The sequence below is a fragment of the Sphingomonas paeninsulae genome (assembly GCF_003660165.1).
GTDB lineage: Bacteria > Pseudomonadota > Alphaproteobacteria > Sphingomonadales > Sphingomonadaceae > Sphingomonas_O > Sphingomonas_O paeninsulae.
Genome location: NZ_CP032829.1, coordinates 301,899 through 322,477, shown reverse-complemented (window position 1 = coordinate 322,477; position 20,579 = coordinate 301,899). Strand labels below are relative to the sequence as shown.

23 protein-coding genes, 1 tRNA gene and 1 pseudogene are annotated in these 20,579 nt (G+C 59.0%); 18 read left to right on the top strand and 7 right to left on the bottom strand.

Features of this window, described 5'->3' with window-relative positions; all coding sequences use genetic code 11:
• Position 1: 1 nt before the first annotated feature.
• Positions 2 to 250, bottom strand: coding sequence for a hypothetical protein (locus tag D3Y57_RS06965; RefSeq protein WP_121152383.1), 249 nt, complete (start codon positions 248 to 250; stop codon positions 2 to 4).
• A gap of 27 nt (positions 251 to 277) precedes the next feature.
• On the opposite strand from D3Y57_RS06965, the gene D3Y57_RS06960 reads away from it, so the two are divergent.
• The 16 genes and pseudogenes from D3Y57_RS06960 (at position 278) to D3Y57_RS06885 (ending at position 10,270) form a co-directional block, all read left to right on the top strand.
• Positions 278 to 940, top strand: a complete 663-nt coding sequence (locus D3Y57_RS06960) for a helix-turn-helix domain-containing protein (protein WP_121152382.1) — start codon at positions 278 to 280, stop codon at positions 938 to 940.
• Positions 937 to 1,299 (top strand): surface-adhesin E family protein, encoded by a 363-nt coding sequence (locus tag D3Y57_RS06955; protein WP_121152381.1) that lies wholly within the window; start codon positions 937 to 939, stop codon positions 1,297 to 1,299. The genes D3Y57_RS06960 and D3Y57_RS06955 overlap by 4 nt, the downstream gene beginning before the upstream one ends.
• A gap of 99 nt (positions 1,300 to 1,398) precedes the next feature.
• The gene (locus D3Y57_RS06950) at positions 1,399 to 2,316 is read left to right on the top strand and encodes a PD-(D/E)XK nuclease-like domain-containing protein (protein ID WP_121152380.1); all 918 of its coding nucleotides are present in this window, start codon (positions 1,399 to 1,401) and stop codon (positions 2,314 to 2,316) included.
• The gene (locus tag D3Y57_RS06945; RefSeq protein ID WP_121152379.1) at positions 2,313 to 2,639 is read left to right on the top strand and encodes a hypothetical protein; all 327 of its coding nucleotides are present in this window, start codon (positions 2,313 to 2,315) and stop codon (positions 2,637 to 2,639) included. The genes D3Y57_RS06950 and D3Y57_RS06945 overlap by 4 nt, the downstream gene beginning before the upstream one ends.
• A 181-nt stretch (positions 2,640 to 2,820) precedes the next feature.
• The gene (locus D3Y57_RS06940) at positions 2,821 to 3,834 is read left to right on the top strand and encodes an AAA family ATPase (protein WP_121152378.1); all 1,014 of its coding nucleotides are present in this window, start codon (positions 2,821 to 2,823) and stop codon (positions 3,832 to 3,834) included.
• Positions 3,824 to 4,279, top strand: a complete 456-nt coding sequence (locus D3Y57_RS06935) for a hypothetical protein (RefSeq protein WP_162987017.1) — start codon at positions 3,824 to 3,826, stop codon at positions 4,277 to 4,279. The genes D3Y57_RS06940 and D3Y57_RS06935 overlap by 11 nt, the downstream gene beginning before the upstream one ends.
• Positions 4,276 to 4,674 carry a hypothetical protein gene (locus tag D3Y57_RS20115; protein WP_162987016.1) on the top strand — a complete coding sequence of 133 codons (399 nt, stop codon included), beginning with the start codon at positions 4,276 to 4,278 and terminating at the stop codon, positions 4,672 to 4,674. The genes D3Y57_RS06935 and D3Y57_RS20115 overlap by 4 nt, the downstream gene beginning before the upstream one ends.
• Positions 4,671 to 6,170, top strand: coding sequence for an AAA family ATPase (locus tag D3Y57_RS06925; protein ID WP_162987015.1), 1,500 nt, complete (start codon positions 4,671 to 4,673; stop codon positions 6,168 to 6,170). The genes D3Y57_RS20115 and D3Y57_RS06925 overlap by 4 nt, the downstream gene beginning before the upstream one ends.
• Before the next feature lie 13 nt (positions 6,171 to 6,183).
• On the top strand, positions 6,184 to 6,591 hold the full coding sequence (locus D3Y57_RS06920; RefSeq protein WP_121152374.1) for a GapR family DNA-binding domain-containing protein: 408 nt from the start codon (positions 6,184 to 6,186) through the stop codon (positions 6,589 to 6,591).
• Entirely contained in the window at positions 6,588 to 7,217 is a 630-nt protein-coding gene (locus D3Y57_RS06915; RefSeq protein WP_162987014.1) for a hypothetical protein, read from the top strand. Before D3Y57_RS06920 ends, D3Y57_RS06915 begins: the two co-directional genes overlap by 4 nt.
• Before the next feature lie 2 nt (positions 7,218 to 7,219).
• Complete coding sequence (locus D3Y57_RS06910; protein ID WP_121152372.1) at positions 7,220 to 7,516, top strand: hypothetical protein; 297 nt, start codon at positions 7,220 to 7,222, stop codon at positions 7,514 to 7,516.
• On the top strand, positions 7,501 to 8,094 hold the full coding sequence (locus tag D3Y57_RS06905; protein WP_121152371.1) for a DUF1643 domain-containing protein: 594 nt from the start codon (positions 7,501 to 7,503) through the stop codon (positions 8,092 to 8,094). The genes D3Y57_RS06910 and D3Y57_RS06905 overlap by 16 nt, the downstream gene beginning before the upstream one ends.
• Positions 8,087 to 8,290 (top strand): hypothetical protein, encoded by a 204-nt coding sequence (locus D3Y57_RS06900; protein ID WP_121152370.1) that lies wholly within the window; start codon positions 8,087 to 8,089, stop codon positions 8,288 to 8,290. The genes D3Y57_RS06905 and D3Y57_RS06900 overlap by 8 nt, the downstream gene beginning before the upstream one ends.
• Positions 8,287 to 9,141: a tyrosine-type recombinase/integrase gene (locus D3Y57_RS06895; RefSeq protein WP_121152369.1), complete on the top strand. Its 855-nt coding sequence runs from the start codon at positions 8,287 to 8,289 to the stop codon at positions 9,139 to 9,141. Before D3Y57_RS06900 ends, D3Y57_RS06895 begins: the two co-directional genes overlap by 4 nt.
• A pseudogene (locus D3Y57_RS21585) lies at positions 9,141 to 9,284 on the top strand (excisionase family DNA-binding protein); the annotation flags it as partial. The gene D3Y57_RS06895 and the pseudogene D3Y57_RS21585, both read left to right, overlap by 1 nt.
• Before the next feature lie 14 nt (positions 9,285 to 9,298).
• Entirely contained in the window at positions 9,299 to 10,270 is a 972-nt protein-coding gene (locus D3Y57_RS06885) for a tyrosine-type recombinase/integrase (RefSeq protein WP_121152367.1), read from the top strand.
• A gap of 68 nt (positions 10,271 to 10,338) precedes the next feature.
• Here D3Y57_RS06885 and D3Y57_RS06880 read toward each other — a convergent pair.
• Positions 10,339 to 10,414, bottom strand: a tRNA-Val gene (locus tag D3Y57_RS06880).
• Between the two features lie 170 nt (positions 10,415 to 10,584).
• Here D3Y57_RS06880 and D3Y57_RS06875 point away from each other — a divergent pair.
• Positions 10,585 to 10,893: an acyltransferase family protein gene (locus D3Y57_RS06875; protein WP_162987012.1), complete on the top strand. Its 309-nt coding sequence runs from the start codon at positions 10,585 to 10,587 to the stop codon at positions 10,891 to 10,893.
• The gene (locus D3Y57_RS06870; protein WP_121152365.1) at positions 10,890 to 11,690 is read left to right on the top strand and encodes an acyltransferase family protein; all 801 of its coding nucleotides are present in this window, start codon (positions 10,890 to 10,892) and stop codon (positions 11,688 to 11,690) included. The genes D3Y57_RS06875 and D3Y57_RS06870 overlap by 4 nt, the downstream gene beginning before the upstream one ends.
• Here the strand turns inward: D3Y57_RS06870 and D3Y57_RS06865 are convergent.
• The 5 genes from D3Y57_RS06865 to D3Y57_RS06845 form a co-directional block, all read right to left on the bottom strand.
• Positions 11,635 to 16,653, bottom strand: a complete 5,019-nt coding sequence (locus D3Y57_RS06865; protein ID WP_239025971.1) for a DUF11 domain-containing protein — start codon at positions 16,651 to 16,653, stop codon at positions 11,635 to 11,637. The genes D3Y57_RS06870 and D3Y57_RS06865 overlap by 56 nt on opposite strands.
• 124 nt (positions 16,654 to 16,777) lie before the next feature.
• A complete protein-coding gene (locus D3Y57_RS06860; protein WP_121152363.1) occupies positions 16,778 to 17,833 on the bottom strand; it encodes a DUF11 domain-containing protein in 1,056 nt (351 codons plus the stop codon).
• 110 nt (positions 17,834 to 17,943) lie between these two features.
• Entirely contained in the window at positions 17,944 to 18,999 is a 1,056-nt protein-coding gene (locus D3Y57_RS06855) for a DUF11 domain-containing protein (protein ID WP_121152362.1), read from the bottom strand.
• Positions 19,000 to 19,069: 70 nt separating this feature from the next.
• Positions 19,070 to 19,531, bottom strand: coding sequence for a hypothetical protein (locus tag D3Y57_RS06850; protein WP_239025970.1), 462 nt, complete (start codon positions 19,529 to 19,531; stop codon positions 19,070 to 19,072).
• Between the two features lie 11 nt (positions 19,532 to 19,542).
• A complete protein-coding gene (locus D3Y57_RS06845; protein ID WP_162987011.1) occupies positions 19,543 to 20,496 on the bottom strand; it encodes a DUF11 domain-containing protein in 954 nt (317 codons plus the stop codon).
• Between the last annotated feature and the right edge of the window lie 83 nt (positions 20,497 to 20,579).

The following is a 20,579-nucleotide window of genomic DNA, read 5'->3' as shown; positions in this document are numbered from 1 at the left end:
TTTACGCGGCCGACTTGCGGGCCTCAGCGGCGAAGGCGAGTTCCTCGAGCGTTGCGATTCCCTCGTTGGAAATCACGTTCCAGTAATCGCCGGGGATGGAGTTCCGATCGGCCCAACGCTGTGGCGTCGTAGTGCTGACGTCGAACCCTTTCTCGGTGAGGAGGGTGCGAAGGCGCTGTGCACCATATTCGCGGACAATCTCGCCGTGAGAGCGAAGAGAGGGGGCGGGCTGTTCCAAAATGGTGCTCATGGGACAGATTTAGCACATTGTGTGCTAATGAAAAGCACATATTGTCATTGGATGCTAAACACGTGCTACGCTTATGCTGACCCTATGGGGATCGGAAAACGAATTGCCGCCGCTCGCGATGCGAAAGGTTGGTCACAGGGGAAATTGGCGGAAGCCGTTGGCAAGGGGCAGACGACAGTCTCGTCCTGGGAACGCGAACGAACCGAGCCGACACGCGAGGACGTGGTGCGGATCGCGTCCAAGCTGGGCATTCCACTGGCCGACATTGAGGATGTGCTGAGCGACAAAAGCGCCCCAATGGGGAGAACAATGCCAGTGTTATCTTGGGTAAGCGCCGGTCATGTTCATGATATCGCCTCGGTTCAGGATCTCGAAGAGGTCGACCATATCACAGTCAGCAGCCTTCCACCCGGCGAGTATTTCGCCACGAAGGTGAAGGGCGACAGCATGGACAGAGTATCGCCCGAGGATTCGACGGTGATAGTGAACGTCAAGGACAGAGACTTAGTATCGGGGCTTTCGTACCTGTTCTCCCTGCGAGGGGAAACGACCTATAAAATGTATCAAGGGAAGCCCGTAGCGCGCCTCGAACCGTACAGCACGAACCCCTCGAACAAGACGATCTTCTTAAACGGTGATAAAGATTGGTCTGTTATAGGTCGGGTAGTCAGGAGCTTCATCGACCTATGAAACGCATTATTCTCGCTCTCGCCCTTTTGTCATCTCCTGCTTTCGCTGAGTGGGAATATTTGGATACGACGGAAACCACCAAAGTGTTTGTTGACGGGTCATCTATTCGACCAACCGGATCTAATGTCCGGGTATGGACGAAATGGATCAACAGCCCACCAGACAAAGGTGTGGCAAATTCAATGATTCTTTACGAGGTGCGCTGCTCGGAGGATTCGCTCGGTGTCGCGGCCAACAACGATTATGGCCCGAATGATAAACTGCTGAACAGTAGGAGCTACACCAGCTATCAAATTAGAATTTCTCCCGCCGCCCCCGGCACCATTGGTGCGGGAATAATTCAGCGAGTTTGCCGCTAAATCGACTCAAAATCTGACAGAATGTTTAAATAGCACAGATTGTGCTTGCCATGTGCTAGCACAATTTGTCATAAATGGTTTCTCAATGGAGGAACCACGATGGAACGCATCGAATCGCCCGGCTTCTATGAAATGCGGCCGGAACGCTACCACGCCGATCCCTGCAAGCGCCCCAGCTTGTCGAGCGGCATCATTAGCACAATCATTACCGACACGGTTGCAGACGCTGCTTACAAGCACCCGCGCCTCAATCCTGAAATCGAAAACGACGATAAGACGGCCTATGATCTAGGCTCGGTCGCTCACGAGCTGCTGCTCGGTCGTGGCGCTGGTATTGTCGTTATCGAAGCCGACAACTGGACAAAAAATGACACTAAGGCGCAGCGTGAGGCCGCGATCGAAGCCAACAAGCAGCCCTGTCTGCGTAAGGTGTACGATCAGGCCGAGGCGATGGTCAAAGCGGCCCGCATTCAGCTAGCCGACGATCCTGAAAATCGCGATGCTTTTGTGGAAGGCGTGGCCGAACAGGTCGCGATTGCACAGCTTCCCACTGCACAGGGCAAGCTCTGGTGCCGGTCAATGTTGGACTGGCGCATGACGGACGCGCCGCGGATCTACGATTATAAGACCTTTGCGCCCGGCCCGGACCCCGACGGCTTCGTGAAGTATCTGTTTCGTGAAGGCCGCGATGTACAGGACCCGTTCTATTCCATGATCCTCGCTGAAATCGAGGGCTGCGCATGGAATGATGTCGAGTTTCGTTACGTCGTGCAGAATCCGAAGCCGCCCTATGTGCTGGCGGTAATCGAGCTGGACGAACAAGCCCGCCAGTTCGCCAAGCAGCGTGTCGAGTGGGCTATGGAACGCTGGGCCAAGGATGGCCGGGCAGGCAAGTGGAGTTCTTACCGTCCGCGCACCCACTATGTCGCGGCACCGGCCTACGCCTTCACAGCCTGGGATGCGAAGATGCTGGCCGACGAGCTGGCGGACTCTCTCGATGAGAGGGCAGCGGCATGATCGGGGAAATCGTACTCGCCGCTACTGGCTTGGCAGCAACGGCTTTCGGCATGCGGATTTGGGCTGATCGCCTCGTATTTGCTCATCGGATCGAACTCGAGGGAGCGCGTGCGACCAGTCGTCGCGCAAATGCGATGGCCGATCAGCGCATGCACGAAATGCTGAAAGCTCAGGGCAGCGCCCAACGCTGGGAAACGGCGGCGGAAGCCCTGCACGCCACTGTGGAAGACATGCGCCCGCTCTACGAATTCGGGAAGCGTCGGAAAGCAGCGGCTGACCTTATTAATGCCAACAAGCGCACCAAGCGAGCGGCGGCGAAGTGATGCCATGGACATCGACGTCAATCCCGCATGCACCGGCAAGGTTGCGTATCCGAACAAGGGCGACGCTCTCGCTCGGATACGGCTCCAGCAAAAGGGCAAGCGGGTCCGCTCCAAAATGCACGGCAAGATGCGCCCTTACCAGTGCGTCTCCTGTCGCCAGTGGCACATCGGAGGATAGCCTGTGAGCACCACCTTCAAACCAGCCAAGCGCGAGAACGTGCCGCTCCTGATCGGCCTCGACGGGGCCAGCGGGAGCGGCAAGACTTACACCGCGCAGCTGCTCGCAGCCGGAATCGCGGAGACGATGGGCAAAGCGCAGAACCGTGAGGGCCGCGTGTTTGGTATCGATACTGAGCGCGGTCGGATGCTCCATTACGCCGACGACTTCACGTTCATGCACGGTCAGGTCGATCCACCGTTCGCGCCAGCAGCTTACTCGAGCGCGATCGATGCTGCCGAGAAGGCCGGTGCCGATGTTATCATCATCGATAGCTTTTCGCACGAGTGGGAAGGCGAAGGCGGTGTCCGCGAGTGGGCTGACCAGCTCGAGAAGAATGGCGTTCGATCGCCTAAGAACTGGATGGAGCCGAAGACCGCGCACAAGCGCCTCGTGAATCGGATGCTTGCCGCTCGAGCGCACATCATCGTGTGCATGCGCTCCGAGGAGAAGATGAAGATCGAAGCCGTTCCTCAGTGGAACGACGACGGTTCGCCAAAGCTCTACAAGGGTACGCAATCGACCAAGATGGTTATCACGCCAGCAGCGGACATTCCGGTGCTCGAGCGGTGGGTTCCCATCTGCGAGAAGCGTTTCCCCTTCGAAATCACGACGTCGATGCTCCTTGTCCCCCAAGAGCCCGGCGTTCCCATTGCCCGCAAACTGCAGGCGCAACACCGACCGTTCTTTCCCGAAGGTCGACGAATAGGTCGTGAGGCCGGTGTTGCTCTTGCTCAGTGGTCAATGGGTGGTGCCGCTCGAATTGCCCCCCAGTCGAGCGGCACCAGTGATGAAATCAGCATCAATGTTGCGCGCGGCTATCTCGAAAATGCCGAAAACTTGGCCGACCTCGAGACTGCATGGCGCTTGCGAGCAATGGCTCCTCACAGGGACGCACTGGCCGACGTGCTGGCCGACCGGAAGACGGCGCTCGCCCCAGCAAAAAACGAACCAGCAGGAGATTACAGTGGAGTCTGAGCCAATTCAGGGAATGCCAGTCGAATCGTTCGACGATCGTCTCGCCGAGCTTCGAGCCCATTACTCGGGTGCGATTTGTGATGTCATGGATTCCTGCATCGAGGACATTCTGCTCCCCGCCGATCGCATGACGCTGCTCGCCGATGCGGCCATGTTCATGGTGTTCATCATCTCGACGAAAATTGCGGCGGAACAGGGTGCAGGAGCCGATGACCGGCGCGCGCTCATGGCAGCTTACTGGCCGCTCGAGAAGGCCATCAAATCCGACGTGCCTAAGCTCCTCATGGAGTTCGTGGACGCGGTGAAGGCGGAGGCCCGAGCTCCGTCATGTCGAGTTTGTGGGTGCACGGAAACCACCGCCTGCGTGGTCGCCGGTAAGCCGAATTGCCATTGGGTGGAGCCTGACCTCTGCAGCACATGCGCGGAGGCTCCGACGGTCCAATGACACAGTTCGTCGCCGTCAGCTGCATTCAATGCAAGGTCGTCTTTGGGCTGAACCTGAACACTCACGAGGTGTTGAAACAGTCGTCGGCGGCGTTCCATTGTCCACACGGACACAGCATGGTTTTCGTCAAGGGCGAAACTGAGGCTGACAAACTCCGTCGTGAGCGGGACCGTTTAAAACAACGCGAAGCCCAGCTTAACGATGCCGTGAAACACGAACGCGACCGGCGAGAAACCGCCGAACGCTCGGCCATCGCTTACAAAGGTCAAGCCACCCGCATCCGAAATCGCGTGAAAGCGGGTGTCTGTCCCTGCTGCAACCGCACGGTGAAGCAGCTCGCCCAGCACATGCAGACCCAACATCCAGAATTCCAGCCAGAGGAGCTAGCCGCGTGAAAATCACCCGTTTCCAAGCCGAGAACTTCAAGAAGCTCCGCGTTGTCGAAATCATCCCCGGCGACGGCGCAGTAGTCCCGATCCGTGGCCGCAATGCCCAGGGGAAGAGCAGCGTCCTCGATGCCATTCAGGCCGCACTCGGTGGCAAGTCGGTTATGCCGTCCAAGCCAGTGCGTTCCGGAGAGGAGGCCGGGGCCGTGCGCCTCGAGCTGGACGACGGCGCGGTGGTTATCCGTCGCACGTTCGATACCGAGGGCGGCGGCCAGATCATCGTCGAATCGGCGGACGGTGCGCGGTACCCATCGCCGCAGAAGCTGCTCGACGGCCTCTACACGTCGGTTGCGTTCGATCCACTCGCCTACACGCGCGCCAAGCCCGAGGATCAGTACAAGCTGCTCCGGTCGCTGGTGAAGCTCGCGATTGACCCGGAGGAGCTCAAGAAGAAGAACAAGGCCGATTACGAAGAGCGCCGCGACGTCAACCGCGATGCCAAGCAGGCTCAGCTGCTGCTCGACCAAATGCCGGTGTTCGAGAACGTGCCAGCCGAGAAGGTGGACGAACAGGCGCTCGAGGACGTGATCGGGACCGCCGTAGCAACGAACAGTGATATCGAGGCCCGCAAGCTACGTCGCGAAAGCGCATGGGGTCGCCTTGAGGTGATGGACACCGACATCACGGCATGCCGGACCCGGATTGCCCAGCTTGAGGAAGACCTCAGCGGCCAAATCGATACGCGTGAGGCATTAAACAAGCAGCTCAACGATGCCGAAGTGCTCCCCGCGCCGATCGATATCAGCGAAGCACAGGAAAAACTCCGCACGGCCCGCGAAACGAACCGCCAGATTGAGGCAGCAGCGAAGCGCAAGGCTCAGCAGCTGTTACTTACCAACCTCGACGGCAAAGCCGAACGGCTCACGAAAAGCATCGAGGGCCGCAAAGACAGTATCGCTAAGGCATTCGAAGCCGCAGCCATGCCCGTACCCGGCCTGACGTTCAGCGATGGTGTCGTGCTGTTCCACGGCGAACCCTTCGACCAGGTATCGTCCGCCGAGAAGCTGCGCGTTTCCACCGCTATCGGCATGGCGAGCAACCCGAAACTTCGCGTGATGCTCGTCCGTGACGGCTCCCTGCTAGACCCGGAAGGCGAGGAGCTGCTCGCTGCAATGGCGCTCGAGCACAATTTCCAGTTTTGGGTGGAAGCCGTCGACACGTCCGGCAAGGTCGGGATCGTCATGGAAGACGGTGCGGTTAGGTCAGTGGATGGCGAGGAGGCCCCTGAGGCCACGCCGATCGAGAAGAAGCGGAAGGCGAAATCCAGTGACGATAAGCCCGTTGCCGAAAATCCTGATCCCAAGAGCATTGATGAACGACCTTGCGAAGATAGCGAGCGGCCAGCTGACGGACCGATCAATGACGCCGGAAGCAGCGCGGCTCCTGATGTATCAATCGGAGATCGTGAGCCCGTTGCCCGCGTCGCCGAGAGCCTCTTCGACTAAGCGGGGAAATAACATGTCCATCGGCAACAACCGGGCAACGGCCCTTTTCCACCACATCCGCGCGCTCGAAAACCTGCAGGAGGTCAAGGACGAGGCCGCGTCCGACTTCAACGAGCGCAAGAAGCTCTGCAAGGAGGACGGCTTCGACACCAACGTGGTGACCGCGATCCTGAAACGCCGAAAGAATGGCGAGGGTCAGACGCTGGCGTTCGATGATCTGCTGCGCGAGTACGAGGAAGCGATCGAGGAGGAGCGCCGGTTCCCCGGATTTACGGTCCGTGTGGTCGATCCTGAGCCGCCTCGCGAGGAACAGTACGACGTTGAACCCGACCGCGAACAAGCACCGCCACCGTCCGAGGAATCGATTTTCGACGGGCCGGGCGATGGGGATTTGCGGGCTGAGCAAAGGGGTGAATCATGATGAGTGATGAACTTGAAATTATTGGCAAGCTCGAAGGTTGGCGCAAGGAAGGCGCTGACTGTCGCGACAAGCCGGGATCAAGATGTCCTTATCATGGCGGTACGCTCGCCCACTATGTGCACGCGGAAGGCTGGTTACGTCGAGATCTACAGCTAGCGCTAGCGAAAGCCGACCCGCGATATGGTGACAGCCAGATTAGGCTTGGCAATGTCCCCGCCGCTCTCGCCGACGCCCGGCCGCGAATCCACCTGTGGTCAAATGCGCAGGGCTTTTTCTGGTCGCACGGCGCAACCGGCGTCCGGTTCTATGAGCCGACAGTGGCGCGGGCGGTCGACGTCGACGCAGCCACAGGATGCAGCGACGATCAAACATTTGCTGACGTTCCAACCGAAAGTTTGCGCGCCGCCCTGTCCGGCGCGTCGGAGGTCGTTGAGAGTGAGGGGGCGAAGCTGCGGAATGCGTTGCAGGAGATTTATGACCTAAGCGGCGAAATCAATCCGTCAAACTACAGTCACGACGACGTTTGCGCTCTGAATGATGCGTTCGTTTCGGCAGTACTAATTGCTGATCCCGCCCTGTCCACTCCGCCCCGCCTCGATGGTGAGCGGGAAGATGGGGAGGTTTGAGCATGGCACTGTACCCAAACTATAGGCCAATCGGCGTCCGCAAAGAGTGGGACCACTGCTCGATGGGCCGAGGCAACACAGGCGGACTGCTCCGGGGAAAAGGTGTCCCGTCCGAATACAAAGACCCAACCGAGGCCGTTGCTTGGTTTGACGATGATGGCGCACTGCGTATCCTTGTTGCGGATTACGAAAATGGTCGCCGGGTCGAGTATCGGGCCAACAATCGTGGCAGTCGCATCAGCTATACCACTCCTCAAGCCACCCCGCGCGCGGGTGGCTTGAGATGGGGGAATATTTGAAAGCGGGCGCTGTTCTCAGCCATTGCGGGAAATACCGCTATCGGCTTTGGCGAGAGTGGCGTCTCGGTAATAGCCCGCATTGGGATATGTTCACCGACGAGGCGGGTAAGCCGATAGTCGATGGTGCTGGAGAGCAATGGGGCGAACCAAAGTCGTGCCTGTTCATCATGCTCAATCCATCTACCGCCGACGCCGAACAGGATGATCCAACAATCCGGCGTTGCGTCGCCTTCGCTAAGGCTTGGGGTTATGATCGCATGGAGGTGGTGAATCTGTTTGCATGGCGAGCCACCGACCCCAGCGAAGTTCTGGCGATGACCGCGAAAGGCGATCCGATCGGTCGCGACAACCAGCGCCATGTCGAATTAGCGTTGGATGACGCGGGCCTAGTTGTCTGCGCTTGGGGCGCGCACGGTGGACATATCGGGCAGGACGAAACGATGCTTGGCTGGATCGACGGACATTGGGCTGACCCGATCCCCCACGCCTTGAAGGTCACGAAGCATGGCTTTCCGGCGCATCCGCTTTACCTGCGCGCCGATTTGAAGCCCTCGCCATATGGAGGATGCAATGCCTGACACCACCATCCCGCCAAACTGGCAAGGCCGCACGGCGTTTAACCAAGACGGGCCAATCCGCATGACCAATCCAGAGCCTTTCAGCGCTCAAGATGCAGAGTTGCTTAAACCGACGCGTCTTAGGGTTATCCGCCAATTCGCCGACGATGCGCTGGTTGGGGTCGTGTTTCATAAAGTTAAAGGAGAGCAGGCGTGAACATCGCGAACATCATCACCAGCTGGCTCGCCTTCCGCGACCGTATGTGCACCCTCGATCGGGTGGCAGGATCGACCGTCGCCAATCAACGGCAAGTTGCTGGCGTCCTCGTCGCGAACCTTGGCAACATCGAAATTGCCGACCTCCGCAAGAGTCACCTCGATCTGTATGCGGGTGAGCGCCTGCTTTCGTGCAAGCCAGTCACCGTGTCCGCCGAGCTGGCGGTCCTCCGTCAGGTTTTGAATTGGGCGGTGGACGAGCAGCTGCTTGGCGCGCGGCCTCGGTTCCCAACTATTTCGGTGCCGAACATCGAAAAGCCACTGCCTGGCGACGAGGACTACCTGTGGTTCCTGCGTACCATGTCGGTGCATCACGCCAACGCGCTTGAATTCATGCTCCTCACCGGCCTTGCGCCGCACGAGCTAGAGCGCATTCACGTGGGCGACTTCGACCCTTTGCAGCGTGAAATCATCATCGGGGGACGCGCTGACTTTGCCGTGAAGCAGGAAAGCCGCCGCCGTAGAATTCCCCTAAACGGTCGCGCCCGCTCGATATGGGTCACGTGGACGGTCGGACTGATTCCAACAGCAGCACCATTCCCCCGGTCGGATGCGCTGCAGAAGGCCATGCGCCGGCACGTGCTCGACAGTCAGGATGCGCCGCTAGCCGCCGACGGCCTGACACCGAAGATGATGCGGAAGTGGTTCGCGTCGAAAATCGCCTCTGAACAGGGCGAAGCTGTGCTGCAGCGCCTCCTTGGACATGCTCCCGGATCGCCTGTCACCCGTCGCCATTATATTCGCACGAACGCGTCCCAAATGGAGACAGCAGTGCGGGACGTGTGTCTCTGATGGGCACTGTAAACCGGCCCTTTTCACCCGAGACGCTTGCCGAAAGGTGGGGTTGCAGCTCGGAGAAAATCCGACGCATGTACCATGAAGGTTCGCTCACCGGGTTCCGCCTGGGAAAGCTGATCCGCATCCCAGCAGCAGAGGTTGAGCGTTTCGAATGTCAGAATATAGACTTGTCCAACACCGAGGAAATTGGAGCCTCGCCTATGACGAAGAGGAGCGAGGACGTGTTCGCGTCGCGCTTGGTACGCCAGACAGAGGGCTTGCCGAGGCTCGCGCTCGCGACCTCTGGAAAGCCCGCACCGCACCAGTAAGCGATAAGGTCAAGGATCTCTGGACGTCATACATCGCCGACCGAGAAGCAATGGGCGTAACAGTCGATGCAGCCGGATCTACGTGGAAGGCGCTCGAAACCACGTTCGGTCATAAGCTGGGCCGCGCAGTGAACCGTGAGGATTGCCGAGAACACTACGAGCGACGCAAGCGTGAGAAGCGCAGCGACAGCACCATTCGGACAGAACTCGAATATCTCCGCGCCTGCCTTCGCCTGAAATATGGCAAGGAGTCTCCTGTGCTTTGGATGCCGCCGCCGTCGGCACCGCGCGACCGCTACCTGACCAAAACTGAGTTGAAGAAGCTGCTCTCTCACGTTGAGACGCCGCACGTCCGCCTGTTTATCGAGCTGGCTATCGCTACGGGTGCGAGGATGAGCGCCATTCTTGAGCTGACTTGGGAATATGTCGACCTCGAACGCGGCACCGTGAACCTAAATCCAAGCGGGCGGCACGTAACGAACAAGCGCCGCACCATCGTGCCGGTCCGCGATCGGGCGCTCGCCGCTCTGGTGGAAGCCAAGAAGGGCGCGCTCACGGATAACGTGATTGAGTATGACGGCGGCGATGTGAAATCGATCCGCAAGGCCATCAGGTCCGCAGCGATTCGCGCCAAGGTTCCATGTTCGCCGCACGTCTTCCGTCACACCGCTGGTGTCTGGATGGCGGAGGCCGACGTGCCGATGCAGAAGATTTCTCAGTTCCTTGCGCACTCCACAACGGCGGTCACGGAGCGGCATTATGCCCGCTATTCTCCGTCGTTTATGGTGGATGCGGCAAAGGCCCTGAATTGGTGAGTGGTTCATTTGAACCACCCGAACCTTTCGTGTTTCGCGGGGAAATCGCCAAAACTGGCGGAAATCCGTGGTGGGCGCTGACGGGCTCGAACCGCCGACCCTCTCGGTGTAAACGAGATGCTCTACCAACTGAGCTAAGCGCCCGCGGGGGCTCCAATGCCCGATCTCGCGATGTTCGGCAAGACCGGGATTGCGATCATTTTTCGATGACGTTGATTGTTTGAAATCTTCGGTGCAGACAATGCGGCGTGCGGTTATTTCGGTTCCGTTCCAAAATGGGCGGGCGTGTGGTCAGGCATCAGAATAATTTTGGGATGTTGCGTCTGTGCTTCGCCGCAGCGGTGATTATCGGCCATGCCCCTGAAATGGTCGATGGCAATCGGGCGCGTGAGCCGCTCCATGTGCTGACGGGAACGATCTCGCTGGGGGAGTTGGCGGTCGCGGGATTCTTCCTGTTGAGCGGTTATCTCATCACGGCGTCGATGTTGCGGTCGAACGATCTAAAAGCATATTCGGTGGGGCGTATGCTGAGGATTTATCCAGCTTTCATTGTTGCATATTTGTTCAGCGTTTTCGTGCTCGGTCCGCTGGGGGCGCGGAGATCTGGACGCAATTGCCGATGACGCTGGTTCATCTGATTTTCCTGCAACCACCCATCGACTATCCGGGGCAGTTTCCCGGTATGGTTCATTATCCACATTTAAACGGAGCCATGTGGACGATTGCCTATGAGTTTCGCTGCTACATTCTGATAGCAGTGCTATGGAAGCTGGGCGCGTTGCAACAGCGCCGCATTATGCTGGCCCTGACTATTCTGGCCGTTCTCACAACGATTGGTGCCAGTGCGGCGGCTGTCCATGAGAAGCTGAATTTTCTGAGCGACTGGGAGCGACCGCTTTGGATTACGGGCAATTTGTACGAGGGCGTGCGATTTACCGCTGCATTCCTATTTGGATCGTCGATTTACCTGTATCGGGAACAGATTATCCCCCGCCTGACCGCCACGGCGGCAATGGTTTCGGTTATCGTCGGTGCACTGCTAATTACGGGGCATCCACATATCACGCAGGCGTCGCTCATCATTTTCGGTGGATTTGCACTGTTCTGGCTTGCCATAAAGGCTCCGTTTGGACGGTTTCAGCGGATAAACGACAAATGGGACATTAGTTACGGCACATATTTATATGGCGCGCCGATCGCGACTTACCTTCGCTGGGTTTGCCCCGACATTACGGCGTTCGAGCTAGGCTCAATGACACTTGCGCTTGCGCTGCTATTCGGTTGCGCGAGTTATTGGGGCGTCGAGCGCTGGGCGAAAGTGCGGACGCGTAAATCCAACGTGGTCGAGGCAAATCCGCTCAATATTACCGCGTCCTCGATCCTAATCCCAAGCTCGAAAGCGTATTCTGGTCGAATTTGAAGCGCATCGTCACATATGGCCCCGACCGCGTGTAGCGTGCGTCGTTATAATCACGGTCGTTATAGCCAACGACATTGTAGCCCACCGAGATATAGCCATTGTGGAACGGAGCGAGACCAAGCGCCGGGCCACCGGAATAGCTGATCGCGCGACCCGCCGCACTTTCGCGAACGGTCCCAGAAACGCCGAGGTCGACTTTTTCCGATAGATCGAATTTGATGTCGGCACCGACCACGTTCGACCAGCCGGTCAGATCGTCGCTGTCATACCGATCCGCGACATAGCGACTACCCCAGAATAGCGACACTTCGCTCCGGCCCAGATAACGGCCTTCGCTCTTTGACGTGGGGGACCAGTTGACGCTCAAACTGTTGATGATGCGCTTTGAAACGGCATCGCCGGTGACGAGCAGGACCGATCCGATCGCGTCGCTTTGCCCGGCAACGGCGCCCGAAACTTTGTCGCTTCGCAGTTCAAGTTTCTCGAGCCATGAAAATTTGCTGTCGTTCGGGCGATTGGCCCAGCTCATTGCCAACGCGGCGGATTCGGTTGTTGGGCCGCCGAATTGTTTGGCGCGAAACCAGCTTAACGTTGCGCCAAGGGCACGGCCTTCGCCGAGCGTGCGCAGTATCGAGGTCGTCACTCCATAGCGGTCCGACAAGTTGCCATTGCGATATTCTACCCGGCCATTCCAGCTCCAGCATTCCGCGCGATAAGTCGCGCCGCCGGTGACTGCCGTGAAATCTTCGGTGATCGTGTTGTTGATGCCAAGAAACCCACCGCTCGCGACTGGTTGATTGACGTTCAGCACGCGCGATGGGTCGATCCCGGCAAGCGTCCTGTTGCCGTCGAGCGAGAAATCCACCGTCCACCGCTTGCCGATCGGCAACGACTGGGCAAGGCCATAGGCAGCATAACTGCGCGGTCCGTATTCGGTGACATCCTGCCGGTTCGCCGTTGCGATAAAGCGCGCACCGGACCACGGTTTCAGATCGAAGCCGATGCGTGCCGTCCGGGCATCGACGGCCGCACCGGTGGCTATCTCGTAAGATCCGATCAACGTCACGGCGGGCGTAATGGCAAAGCGCGCCGTTGCCGTGTGGCGCGCAGGAAAATCGACGCTCTGGTTGAGGCCGTCAGGTGCGAATTCAGTCTGGGCGTCCAGTTCTAGCCGATTATTCAGCAGTTTCTTGGTCGCGCCGAGCTGAATGATCGTCGAATTTGCTTCTGAACCATCGGCCAGATGATCGTTGGCGATGGTGACACCGGCGCGGAGATCCAGTTCCTTGGTGTGATATTCGACCTTTGCCAGACCGGCATCACGGCGGGCATCGCTGCCCAACTGGATTTCCTGCCACGCGCTCCCGACAAACGACAGTTGGTGATTGATGCGCAATCGCCCATCCGCACCGAATTTGCGTGTGCCGACTTCGGAAGCGTTCTGCTGACCGACGCCATAGCCAGCCTGTTGTTCGCGCGCATAGGCAAAGATATCGTATTTCGGGCCATGATGTTCGACCTCGACCAGCCATGCCAGCGAGCCACCGGCGCTGCCAACTGCCGAACCGGGCCGTACCTTGCTGTCGCTACCGGCAAATTCCGCACGGATTTCGGTCGAGGCGGATGGGGAGTAACGCACATCGACGCCGCCGACGTTGGTCCGTGCCTGATCGTCTTCGTTGTGGATGCCGCTGGCACCAACGGTCAGGGTTTTTGCGGTGTTGCTCCACGACGCGCGGCCGCCAGCGTTGAGGACGCGTTGCGCGACGCCATCGACTTCGTAATCGGCGATGATGAATTGCGGATCCAGCAGCGACGACCGACTGAGGACCGGCGACCGGAACGTCAATGTGCCGCCGACATAATCGATGTCATAGTCGATGTGCCGCGTCAGGACTTTACTGTCGATGATATGATCCGAACGCAGGCGATCGCGGACTTCGATGGTGATCGTCTCGCTGTTCGGTAAGATGTCGCGCGCCGCAAGACCATAAGGCCCGCTGAGACCATTGCCCTGAATTTCCTGACGGCGATGGCTGTAGGGCGTGTTCGAAGCAAAGGCGGTCGCGGCGACATGTTCCGATCGATATTGCGTCTTTAATCCGTTGAATGTGCGGACGTAACGGGTCAACTGCGGCTCCGCCATGCCGGTGTCATAGTCGCCGAACAGCGCGTAGAACTGTGGGCGCTCAAGCCGGACATACAGCTTGCGGATCGATGACGCATCATAGCGACGCTCGCTGCGATCGGCATAGACGGTGTAATAGGCCTGCGGATCGAGCGTGCCACCGAACTGCGTATCGTTCGCGCTTTTGGCGCTGTCATAAGCCAGCGTCAGCAGCCATTTCCCCTGAATCTTGCCCTTGGCATACAATGCGACGCGGCCACTGGTCAGCCATTCGTTCGATCCGTTGCCAAGATCCTCAAGGCGACCTTTGACCGTGTTGATCCCGGTCGTGCCCGCAGCGAAGCCGACGACCGTCCACGGACGATTGCCGGGAGTCAGCCAGGCGTCGATCCGTTGGGTGCGCGTTACTTCGCCATCGCGGAAGGGCAGAGTGAGCGCCAACGCGCCCGAAGCCGTCGTCGGCTCAAGTTCGATATAGGCAATGCCGTCGTCGCCCTGAACGTGCCAGACGGGGCGGGCGCGTTCGAGACCGGCAAGCTGGCGTGCCTGTTGAGCGTCGGCTTCGACCGCGGGATAATAAGGGGCGGGCACGCTGAAGTCGCCGACCAGCCCATGATGAATGGGGTTGCCATCACGGTCGGTCAGGCGAACGGCAATCACGGGCCGCGTTACGCCATCGGCAACCAGCAGCGAACGGTCGCGCAGGAATTCGGCGTGCAGCGGACTCGCGGAGAAATGGACTTTGCGGGACAGGCGCTCGACGATCGTGCCGTTCGTGTCATGGACTTCTGCTGTAAAAAGCGTGTCGCGATCGGCTAGATCGAGTGCGCGCCACAAGGTTATCGCAACGGTGCCGTCGGCGTTCTTGCGTGTACCATCCAGCGACATCGGCTCGACAGGTTTACCATTGGCAAACAGGCTGACGGTCTGTCCGGGCAGATGTTTGATCGCGACACGCACGGCCTTTGTGCGGGGATTATGATCGGCTTCAGGGAACAGCCATGCGATGCCGGGGGCTTGCCCGGTAAACCAGTCGCGCTCGGCTCCGGCAGCGGCGGCGTCACCTGCAGGGATGGGACGCGATACCGCTGTGGCGGTGCTGCGAATGGCGTTGGTGCCAGCCGTGGCGCGGAAGTCGGCGCGCAGCAATGCGCCGCCCTGGCCCTCGACAAAGCGCGAGATTGCGCTGCCTGCCGAACGGGCATTCCGCGCGCAATCGACCGGCACATGGGTTGCACCCAGTGTCGACGGATCGATCTGGACAACATGGGTGCCGGGAATGACGCCTTCGAAATGATAACGCCCGTCGAGGTCGGTAACGGCGTAACTGCCGTCCTCCATCATGACACGGACGCCGACGATTCCCTTTGCAACCCCGGGATCGACCGTGCAGCCGCCATCGGTGATGCGTCCGATGATCGTCATTCGATCCGATATGCCGTCGCGAGCGATGCGGACTGCGGCATCGGCAATTGCGCTGACCGACCCGAATGAATCATGAGCCTGGGCTCTGTTCACCGCCTGACCTGACTTCGCATCGGGCCGAACTTCGAGAAGATAGGTGACGACAGCAGACGCTTTTACCGCGAGTGGCGGCAGTCCTATCGAAAGGTTCGTACCATCGTTAGACGCCATATAGGTTATAATATTGCCATTATAACGAACCGAATTTGGTTTCAGGCGCATCGCAGCAGGCAGGCGATCGGTTAGCGTAACCGCACCCGTGACGTGAGTGGCATCGCCATTGGTTACCGTAACGCGATATTGAACCGCATCGCCCGGCACAGCCACCGCCGCCGAAGCTGTCTTTTGGATCGTCAACTGGTCGAGTGGTTTGTCGGCCGGAAGGTCGATGCGAACCGGGGCCGGATCGGCCAAAACGAAAATGGCCCCGTAGGAGCCTGTGCCTAGCGCGAAGGGGAGACCGTCCGGTCGCCGGAGACTGGCAAGATCTGAGGGAGAGGACAGCGAAGGCGCCTTGTACGGGGAGGGCGGTTCGACCAGCAATTTATATCGACCGGGTTTCGCGAACGGGAACCGATATTCACCTGCGGGAAAAGTATAAATAACTCCTCTGGCGTCTGTTGCTGTTGATCCAGTAACCAATGTGGATGGAAATAGTGAAATTCCGTCATCGCCAAACACAGTCGCCGGTGCGCCGGTATCGGCATCGACCAACGTAACCTTCGTACCGTTGATCGGCGTGGCATCGCGACTGTCGAAAACGACGCCATAGGGGTCGATCAAGACTTCTACCGGTGTATTAGCGATCAGCGAACCGTCCGAACGGACGGAGTCGATCTGCAATTTGTCGCCCGGCTGCAACGAAAGCTCGCAATCATGCTTGATCGGCGTGGGGGGAACCGGAGAGGTTTTTATTAATCCAACAAACAGGTTCGTATTGATGCCTGTTTCGCTTAGGATTAAAGTCTCTTCGTCACCACCCGGCGTATTAAGCGTCACCGTCAGCGTGTCGACCTTCAACGGATCGCGATTGTCGATGGCCGATGTGACGCTGACGACCAACGGTTCGCCCGCGCGGATCAACGTTGTCTTTTCGACGGTCGCGGGGCTGAGCGGTGTGTCGGCAAAGGCTCCGGTCAACATCACGGGGATGTCGCCATTGCTGCCGCGACATATGGTTTGCGGAATCGCCAGCTTTTGACCGCTGGGATTTGTCGAAAACTGAAATGTGGACAGGGTAAGGGCAGGGGCACTGCGATCGACCGTCAGATCGACCTGGTTCGATTGCCGAACGAGCGTCGTTGAGCCTGCATCCCACTGGATGGTCGCGATATTGCTGATCGTGTCGGCGCGCGCGGGTGCGCTGCTCATGGCGGGTGCCACGGCTGCAAGCAAAACTCCCAAGGCCCTCAGATGGTTAATCGCGATACCCGAAAAAAAAGGGACGCGCCGGCCCGACACTCGCAATCCAGTGAGTGAAAGGCCGTTGCGCATGTCAGTTGATGGTTGCCCGGAAATACAGGGTTCGAGCGGAGCCTGCCGGGATGCTCGCCAGCGTGCCGGATATGGTTCCGCTGGAGAAAGTGCCTCCGGCGGTGCCATTGGCGTCACATGAGCCGCTGGTGACCGTTCCGTTGATCTGAATGCCGAATGCGGTCAGATAAGTCGTCTGAGTTGGCAACATATCGGAGATTGCGACGTTCGTTGCCGCCGCTCCGCCCGCAGCGTTTGCCGCCTGAATGCAATATTCTACGATTGCGCCGGGGATCATCTTTGGATTGGTCGTGTTGTTGGATGGATCTGAGATGATCTTGCTGGTCTTTGTGATCGTCAGGAGCGCTCCTGAGACGGTGTAGTCGTCGCGGGCGGAGAATTGCCCGTCGCGCGCCGCATCGGTTGCGCCCGCCAGATCGGCAAATACCGTGTCCTGACCGGCCGTATTTGCGCCCGTCGTCTCCACCGATACCGCGCCCTGCGTACCGGCAGCACCGCCGTCGCGAGCCTGTGCGGTCAGGGTCACACCCGCGATGTCGCCATTGACGCGTGCAACGGGAATATTCGCTACGACGAAAACCGTTCGCGATGTATCGGCCGCCACTTCGTCGAGGTAGGAAACAACGGTGTCCGTGCCGGGGTCGTAAACCCCGTTCGTATTGGTATCGACGTACAGGGTCGGCGCAGTGACGTCGAAATTATCGGTGCCGCCATGCTGCGCCGTTCCGCCGACTTGCTGAGCCACCGAAAGGCCAAGGTCGAGCGTGGCGTTCGATCCGTTGCTGACTGTGAAGGTCGTCACCGCGGCTATTTGGCCCGGTGCAACGACGGTCGTGGTCGTTCCCGTTTCAGTGACCGACAGCGTGATCTTTCGATCGACGGTGAAAGTGTTGGATGCGTTAATCGCCGTCTGGGCGACGCCACCAACCGAATAACCGATCGAAACGGTATTCGTGATCGTTGAACCGGCGGTCGTCCCGGCGGCGAATGCAGGCGCGCTGATGCCGGCGAGTATGATCGTGCCGAAAGCGGTCGGATTGCGAAGGCGCAATGTCATGGTTTTGGTCCCCGTAGAAAGCCGCAAATGGCGTCACCGTCGAAGGACGGCGACGCCACGAGCAGCAAGCTGGCGACATGCTTTCCCCAAAGCATGTCGCCAGCTGCGCATCAGTTGATTTTGGTCTGGAAATAGACGGTCTTGGTTGTTCCGGCCGCGACGGTAGGGATCGTTCCAGAAATGGTGCTGCCGGTGATCGTTCCGGTGTTGGTGCCGCCCGAACAAACGCCGGCGGTCACGATCCCGTTGACGTAAATGCCGCCGGTCGAGTCATAGCTCGTCTGCGTGGGCAGCGTATCGCTGATCGTAACGGCCGATGCATCGGCTCCGCCAGCGGCATTGGTCACCTGGATACAATATCCGACCGTAGCGCCGGGGATCATCTTTGGGTTGGTCATTCCGTTCAATGGGTCGGAGATGATGGTTGACGATTTGAGTACGGTCAGCGCGGCTGCCGAGACGGTGTAATCATTCTTTGCCGAGAACATGCCATCACGGGCGGCATCGGTTGCGCCAGCGGTGTCGGCGAGAACGGTATCCATGCCCGCCGTGTTGGCACCGATGGTTTCGGTCGAGACCGCTCCCTGTGTGCCGGCGGCTCCGCCATCACGCGCCTGTGCAGTCAGGATGACGACGGCGATGTCGTTGGTCACGCGGCCGACGGGAATGTTCGATACGACGAACACCGTGCGCTGTGCATCCGCTGCAATCTCGTCGAGGTAGGTGACAGCCGTGTCGGTACCGGGGTCATAGACGTTGTTGCCGTTGGTATCGAGGTACAGCGTCGGCGCAGTGACATCGAAATTGTCGTTGCCACCGTGAGGCGCGACGCCACCCACCTGTTGAGCGACCGAGAGGCCGAAATCGAGTGTGGCGTTCGACGTGTTGGTCACGGTGAAGGTCGTGACAGCAGCCGTCTGGCCCGGTGAAACACTGGTCGTCGTCGTACCGAGCGGTGCGACGGTCAGCGTGATCTTCCTATCGACAACGAACGTGTTCGAAGCGTTGATAGCGGTCTGCGCCACGGCCCCGACAGTATAATTAACCGTTACGTTGTTGACGATGCTCGAACCGGCGGCGGTGCCGGCGGCAAATGCTGGAGCGGCACCAATAGCCGCGATGGCAATGGCGCTGGCTGCGGCAAGGAGCTTGGTATTTTTCGTCATATCAAGTCTTTCTCTTCATCCGTTTGCGACGCCATCCCCCACCGCCGGCGTCGAAAAGGCGGGAATTCAATTATTTGACCGAGCCTCGAAAACTCAATTTTCCGGTGCCACCGACCGGGATCGGTGTTTTCAGAATCCAGCGAACATGGGTGACGTCTTCGGGCAGGGCGGCGCGGGAGGTGGCACCTTCCGAGACCCGCAAGCTTGTCAGAGGACCGTAGCTTTTGCCGCCATCGACCGAATAACTTGCTCCCGCGTCGGGCGTGCTGTCGAACGCGACGCCGGTCGGGATCGGGTTCGTAACCACGAAATTTGTCGCCGCGGCCTTGCCCTGATTGCGATAGCTCAGAACGAAGACGATCTTGGCACCCGGCGGAACCGATTTAGGCTGCTCGAGCGTGACTTTTGCCTTGCCGCCCGGTTGCGGAACCGTGCGTTCGACGAACATGGCGCTCGTCAGAGCAACATCATTTGCAGCGAGCGCCACGGCAGGAATCGAAAGCGCGAACAAAGCGAGGAGAAGTCGGATCACCGGTTTGTTTCCTAATTTATCTTGGTTTTGAAAGTGACGGTTCGGCTTTGGCCTGCAGCCACGGTGCCGAAGCGTGCGGCGACTGAAGTGCCTGTAAATTCGCCCGCATCGGTATCGGCGGTGTCAGTCAGGGCCGTTCCCTGAAGTGTCAGGCTGCCCGGGACATAAGTTGTCGTGGCGGGCACTGGGTCGCCGACGGCGAGATTAGCCACTGCGCCGCTGCCCGTTACCGTGGCGAGCAGCGTGTATGTGATGATCGATCCGGGTATGGATTTCGTACCGCCGAATGGATCGGCAACCGTCGCGCTTTTCACGAAGGCGACCGTCGCGGCGCTGACGATGTAAAAGCCCTTGTCGCGACCAACACCGGTTGATGCACCAACGATGGCGTCGCTGCCTCCATCACCCGCACCGGCAAACACTGTACCGGGAGCGCCGGTGCCGGTTACAGCCGTTGCTGTCAGATCGGTCTGGGCGCGTTGGCCGTCGGTTGTCGTTCCCGGAATCGTCGATAATACGAACACCCGGATCGACGCATCGGCTGCAAGCACGGGGTCGTTCGATCCTGCCGCGTAAACCGTATCGACGCCGGGATCGTAGACATTGTTGTGATTGGTATCGAGCACCAGCGATGTCGTCGCCGGATCGAAACTGTCGCCACCGATCGCGTTGACCGGTGCGAGGCGAAATGCTTCCGATCCGTTTCCGGTATTCGTGACGCTGAAACTCAGAACCTGATTCGTGCTGCCGGAAGCGGTGCTGACATCGCCGGGATCGGTGGACGCTACTTTGACGTTAAGAACCTCGTCGACTTTCAAATCGACCTTGTTCGAAGGAATCGAAACCGGCTGACCGCCCGCATTGGTATAGGTTGCGGTGGCGATGTTGCTGATCGTCGTGCCAGCACTTGTGCCTGTTGCCATCGCCGGTGGGGAAAATACGATGGTGGCGGAAACGATCGCCATTGGAACGATTGCTCCAAAGTGAACGTTTATTATCGACCATTGTGTCCCGAAAACCGGCATTTGACGTCACATCCTGCGATTGC

Bases quoted from the DNA above. Each gene is read 5' to 3' on its own strand.
- D3Y57_RS06965 (WP_121152383.1), bottom strand. From the start codon at position 250: ATGAGCACCATTTTGGAACAGCCCGCCCCCTCTCTTCGCTCTCACGGC.
- D3Y57_RS06960 (WP_121152382.1), top strand. From the start codon at position 278: ATGAAAAGCACATATTGTCATTGGATGCTAAACACGTGCTACGCTTAT.
- D3Y57_RS06955 (WP_121152381.1), top strand. From the start codon at position 937: ATGAAACGCATTATTCTCGCTCTCGCCCTTTTGTCATCTCCTGCTTTC.
- D3Y57_RS06950 (WP_121152380.1), top strand. From the start codon at position 1,399: ATGGAACGCATCGAATCGCCCGGCTTCTATGAAATGCGGCCGGAACGC.
- D3Y57_RS06945 (WP_121152379.1), top strand. From the start codon at position 2,313: ATGATCGGGGAAATCGTACTCGCCGCTACTGGCTTGGCAGCAACGGCT.
- D3Y57_RS20115 (WP_162987016.1), top strand. From the start codon at position 4,276: ATGACACAGTTCGTCGCCGTCAGCTGCATTCAATGCAAGGTCGTCTTT.
- D3Y57_RS06920 (WP_121152374.1), top strand. From the start codon at position 6,184: ATGTCCATCGGCAACAACCGGGCAACGGCCCTTTTCCACCACATCCGC.
- D3Y57_RS06915 (WP_162987014.1), top strand. From the start codon at position 6,588: ATGATGAGTGATGAACTTGAAATTATTGGCAAGCTCGAAGGTTGGCGC.
- D3Y57_RS06910 (WP_121152372.1), top strand. From the start codon at position 7,220: ATGGCACTGTACCCAAACTATAGGCCAATCGGCGTCCGCAAAGAGTGG.
- D3Y57_RS06905 (WP_121152371.1), top strand. From the start codon at position 7,501: ATGGGGGAATATTTGAAAGCGGGCGCTGTTCTCAGCCATTGCGGGAAA.
- D3Y57_RS06900 (WP_121152370.1), top strand. From the start codon at position 8,087: ATGCCTGACACCACCATCCCGCCAAACTGGCAAGGCCGCACGGCGTTT.
- D3Y57_RS06885 (WP_121152367.1), top strand. From the start codon at position 9,299: ATGTCAGAATATAGACTTGTCCAACACCGAGGAAATTGGAGCCTCGCC.
- D3Y57_RS06875 (WP_162987012.1), top strand. From the start codon at position 10,585: ATGTTGCGTCTGTGCTTCGCCGCAGCGGTGATTATCGGCCATGCCCCT.
- D3Y57_RS06870 (WP_121152365.1), top strand. From the start codon at position 10,890: ATGACGCTGGTTCATCTGATTTTCCTGCAACCACCCATCGACTATCCG.
- D3Y57_RS06865 (WP_239025971.1), bottom strand. From the start codon at position 16,653: ATGAGCAGCGCACCCGCGCGCGCCGACACGATCAGCAATATCGCGACC.
- D3Y57_RS06860 (WP_121152363.1), bottom strand. From the start codon at position 17,833: ATGACATTGCGCCTTCGCAATCCGACCGCTTTCGGCACGATCATACTC.
- D3Y57_RS06855 (WP_121152362.1), bottom strand. From the start codon at position 18,999: ATGACGAAAAATACCAAGCTCCTTGCCGCAGCCAGCGCCATTGCCATC.
- D3Y57_RS06845 (WP_162987011.1), bottom strand. From the start codon at position 20,496: ATGGCGATCGTTTCCGCCACCATCGTATTTTCCCCACCGGCGATGGCA.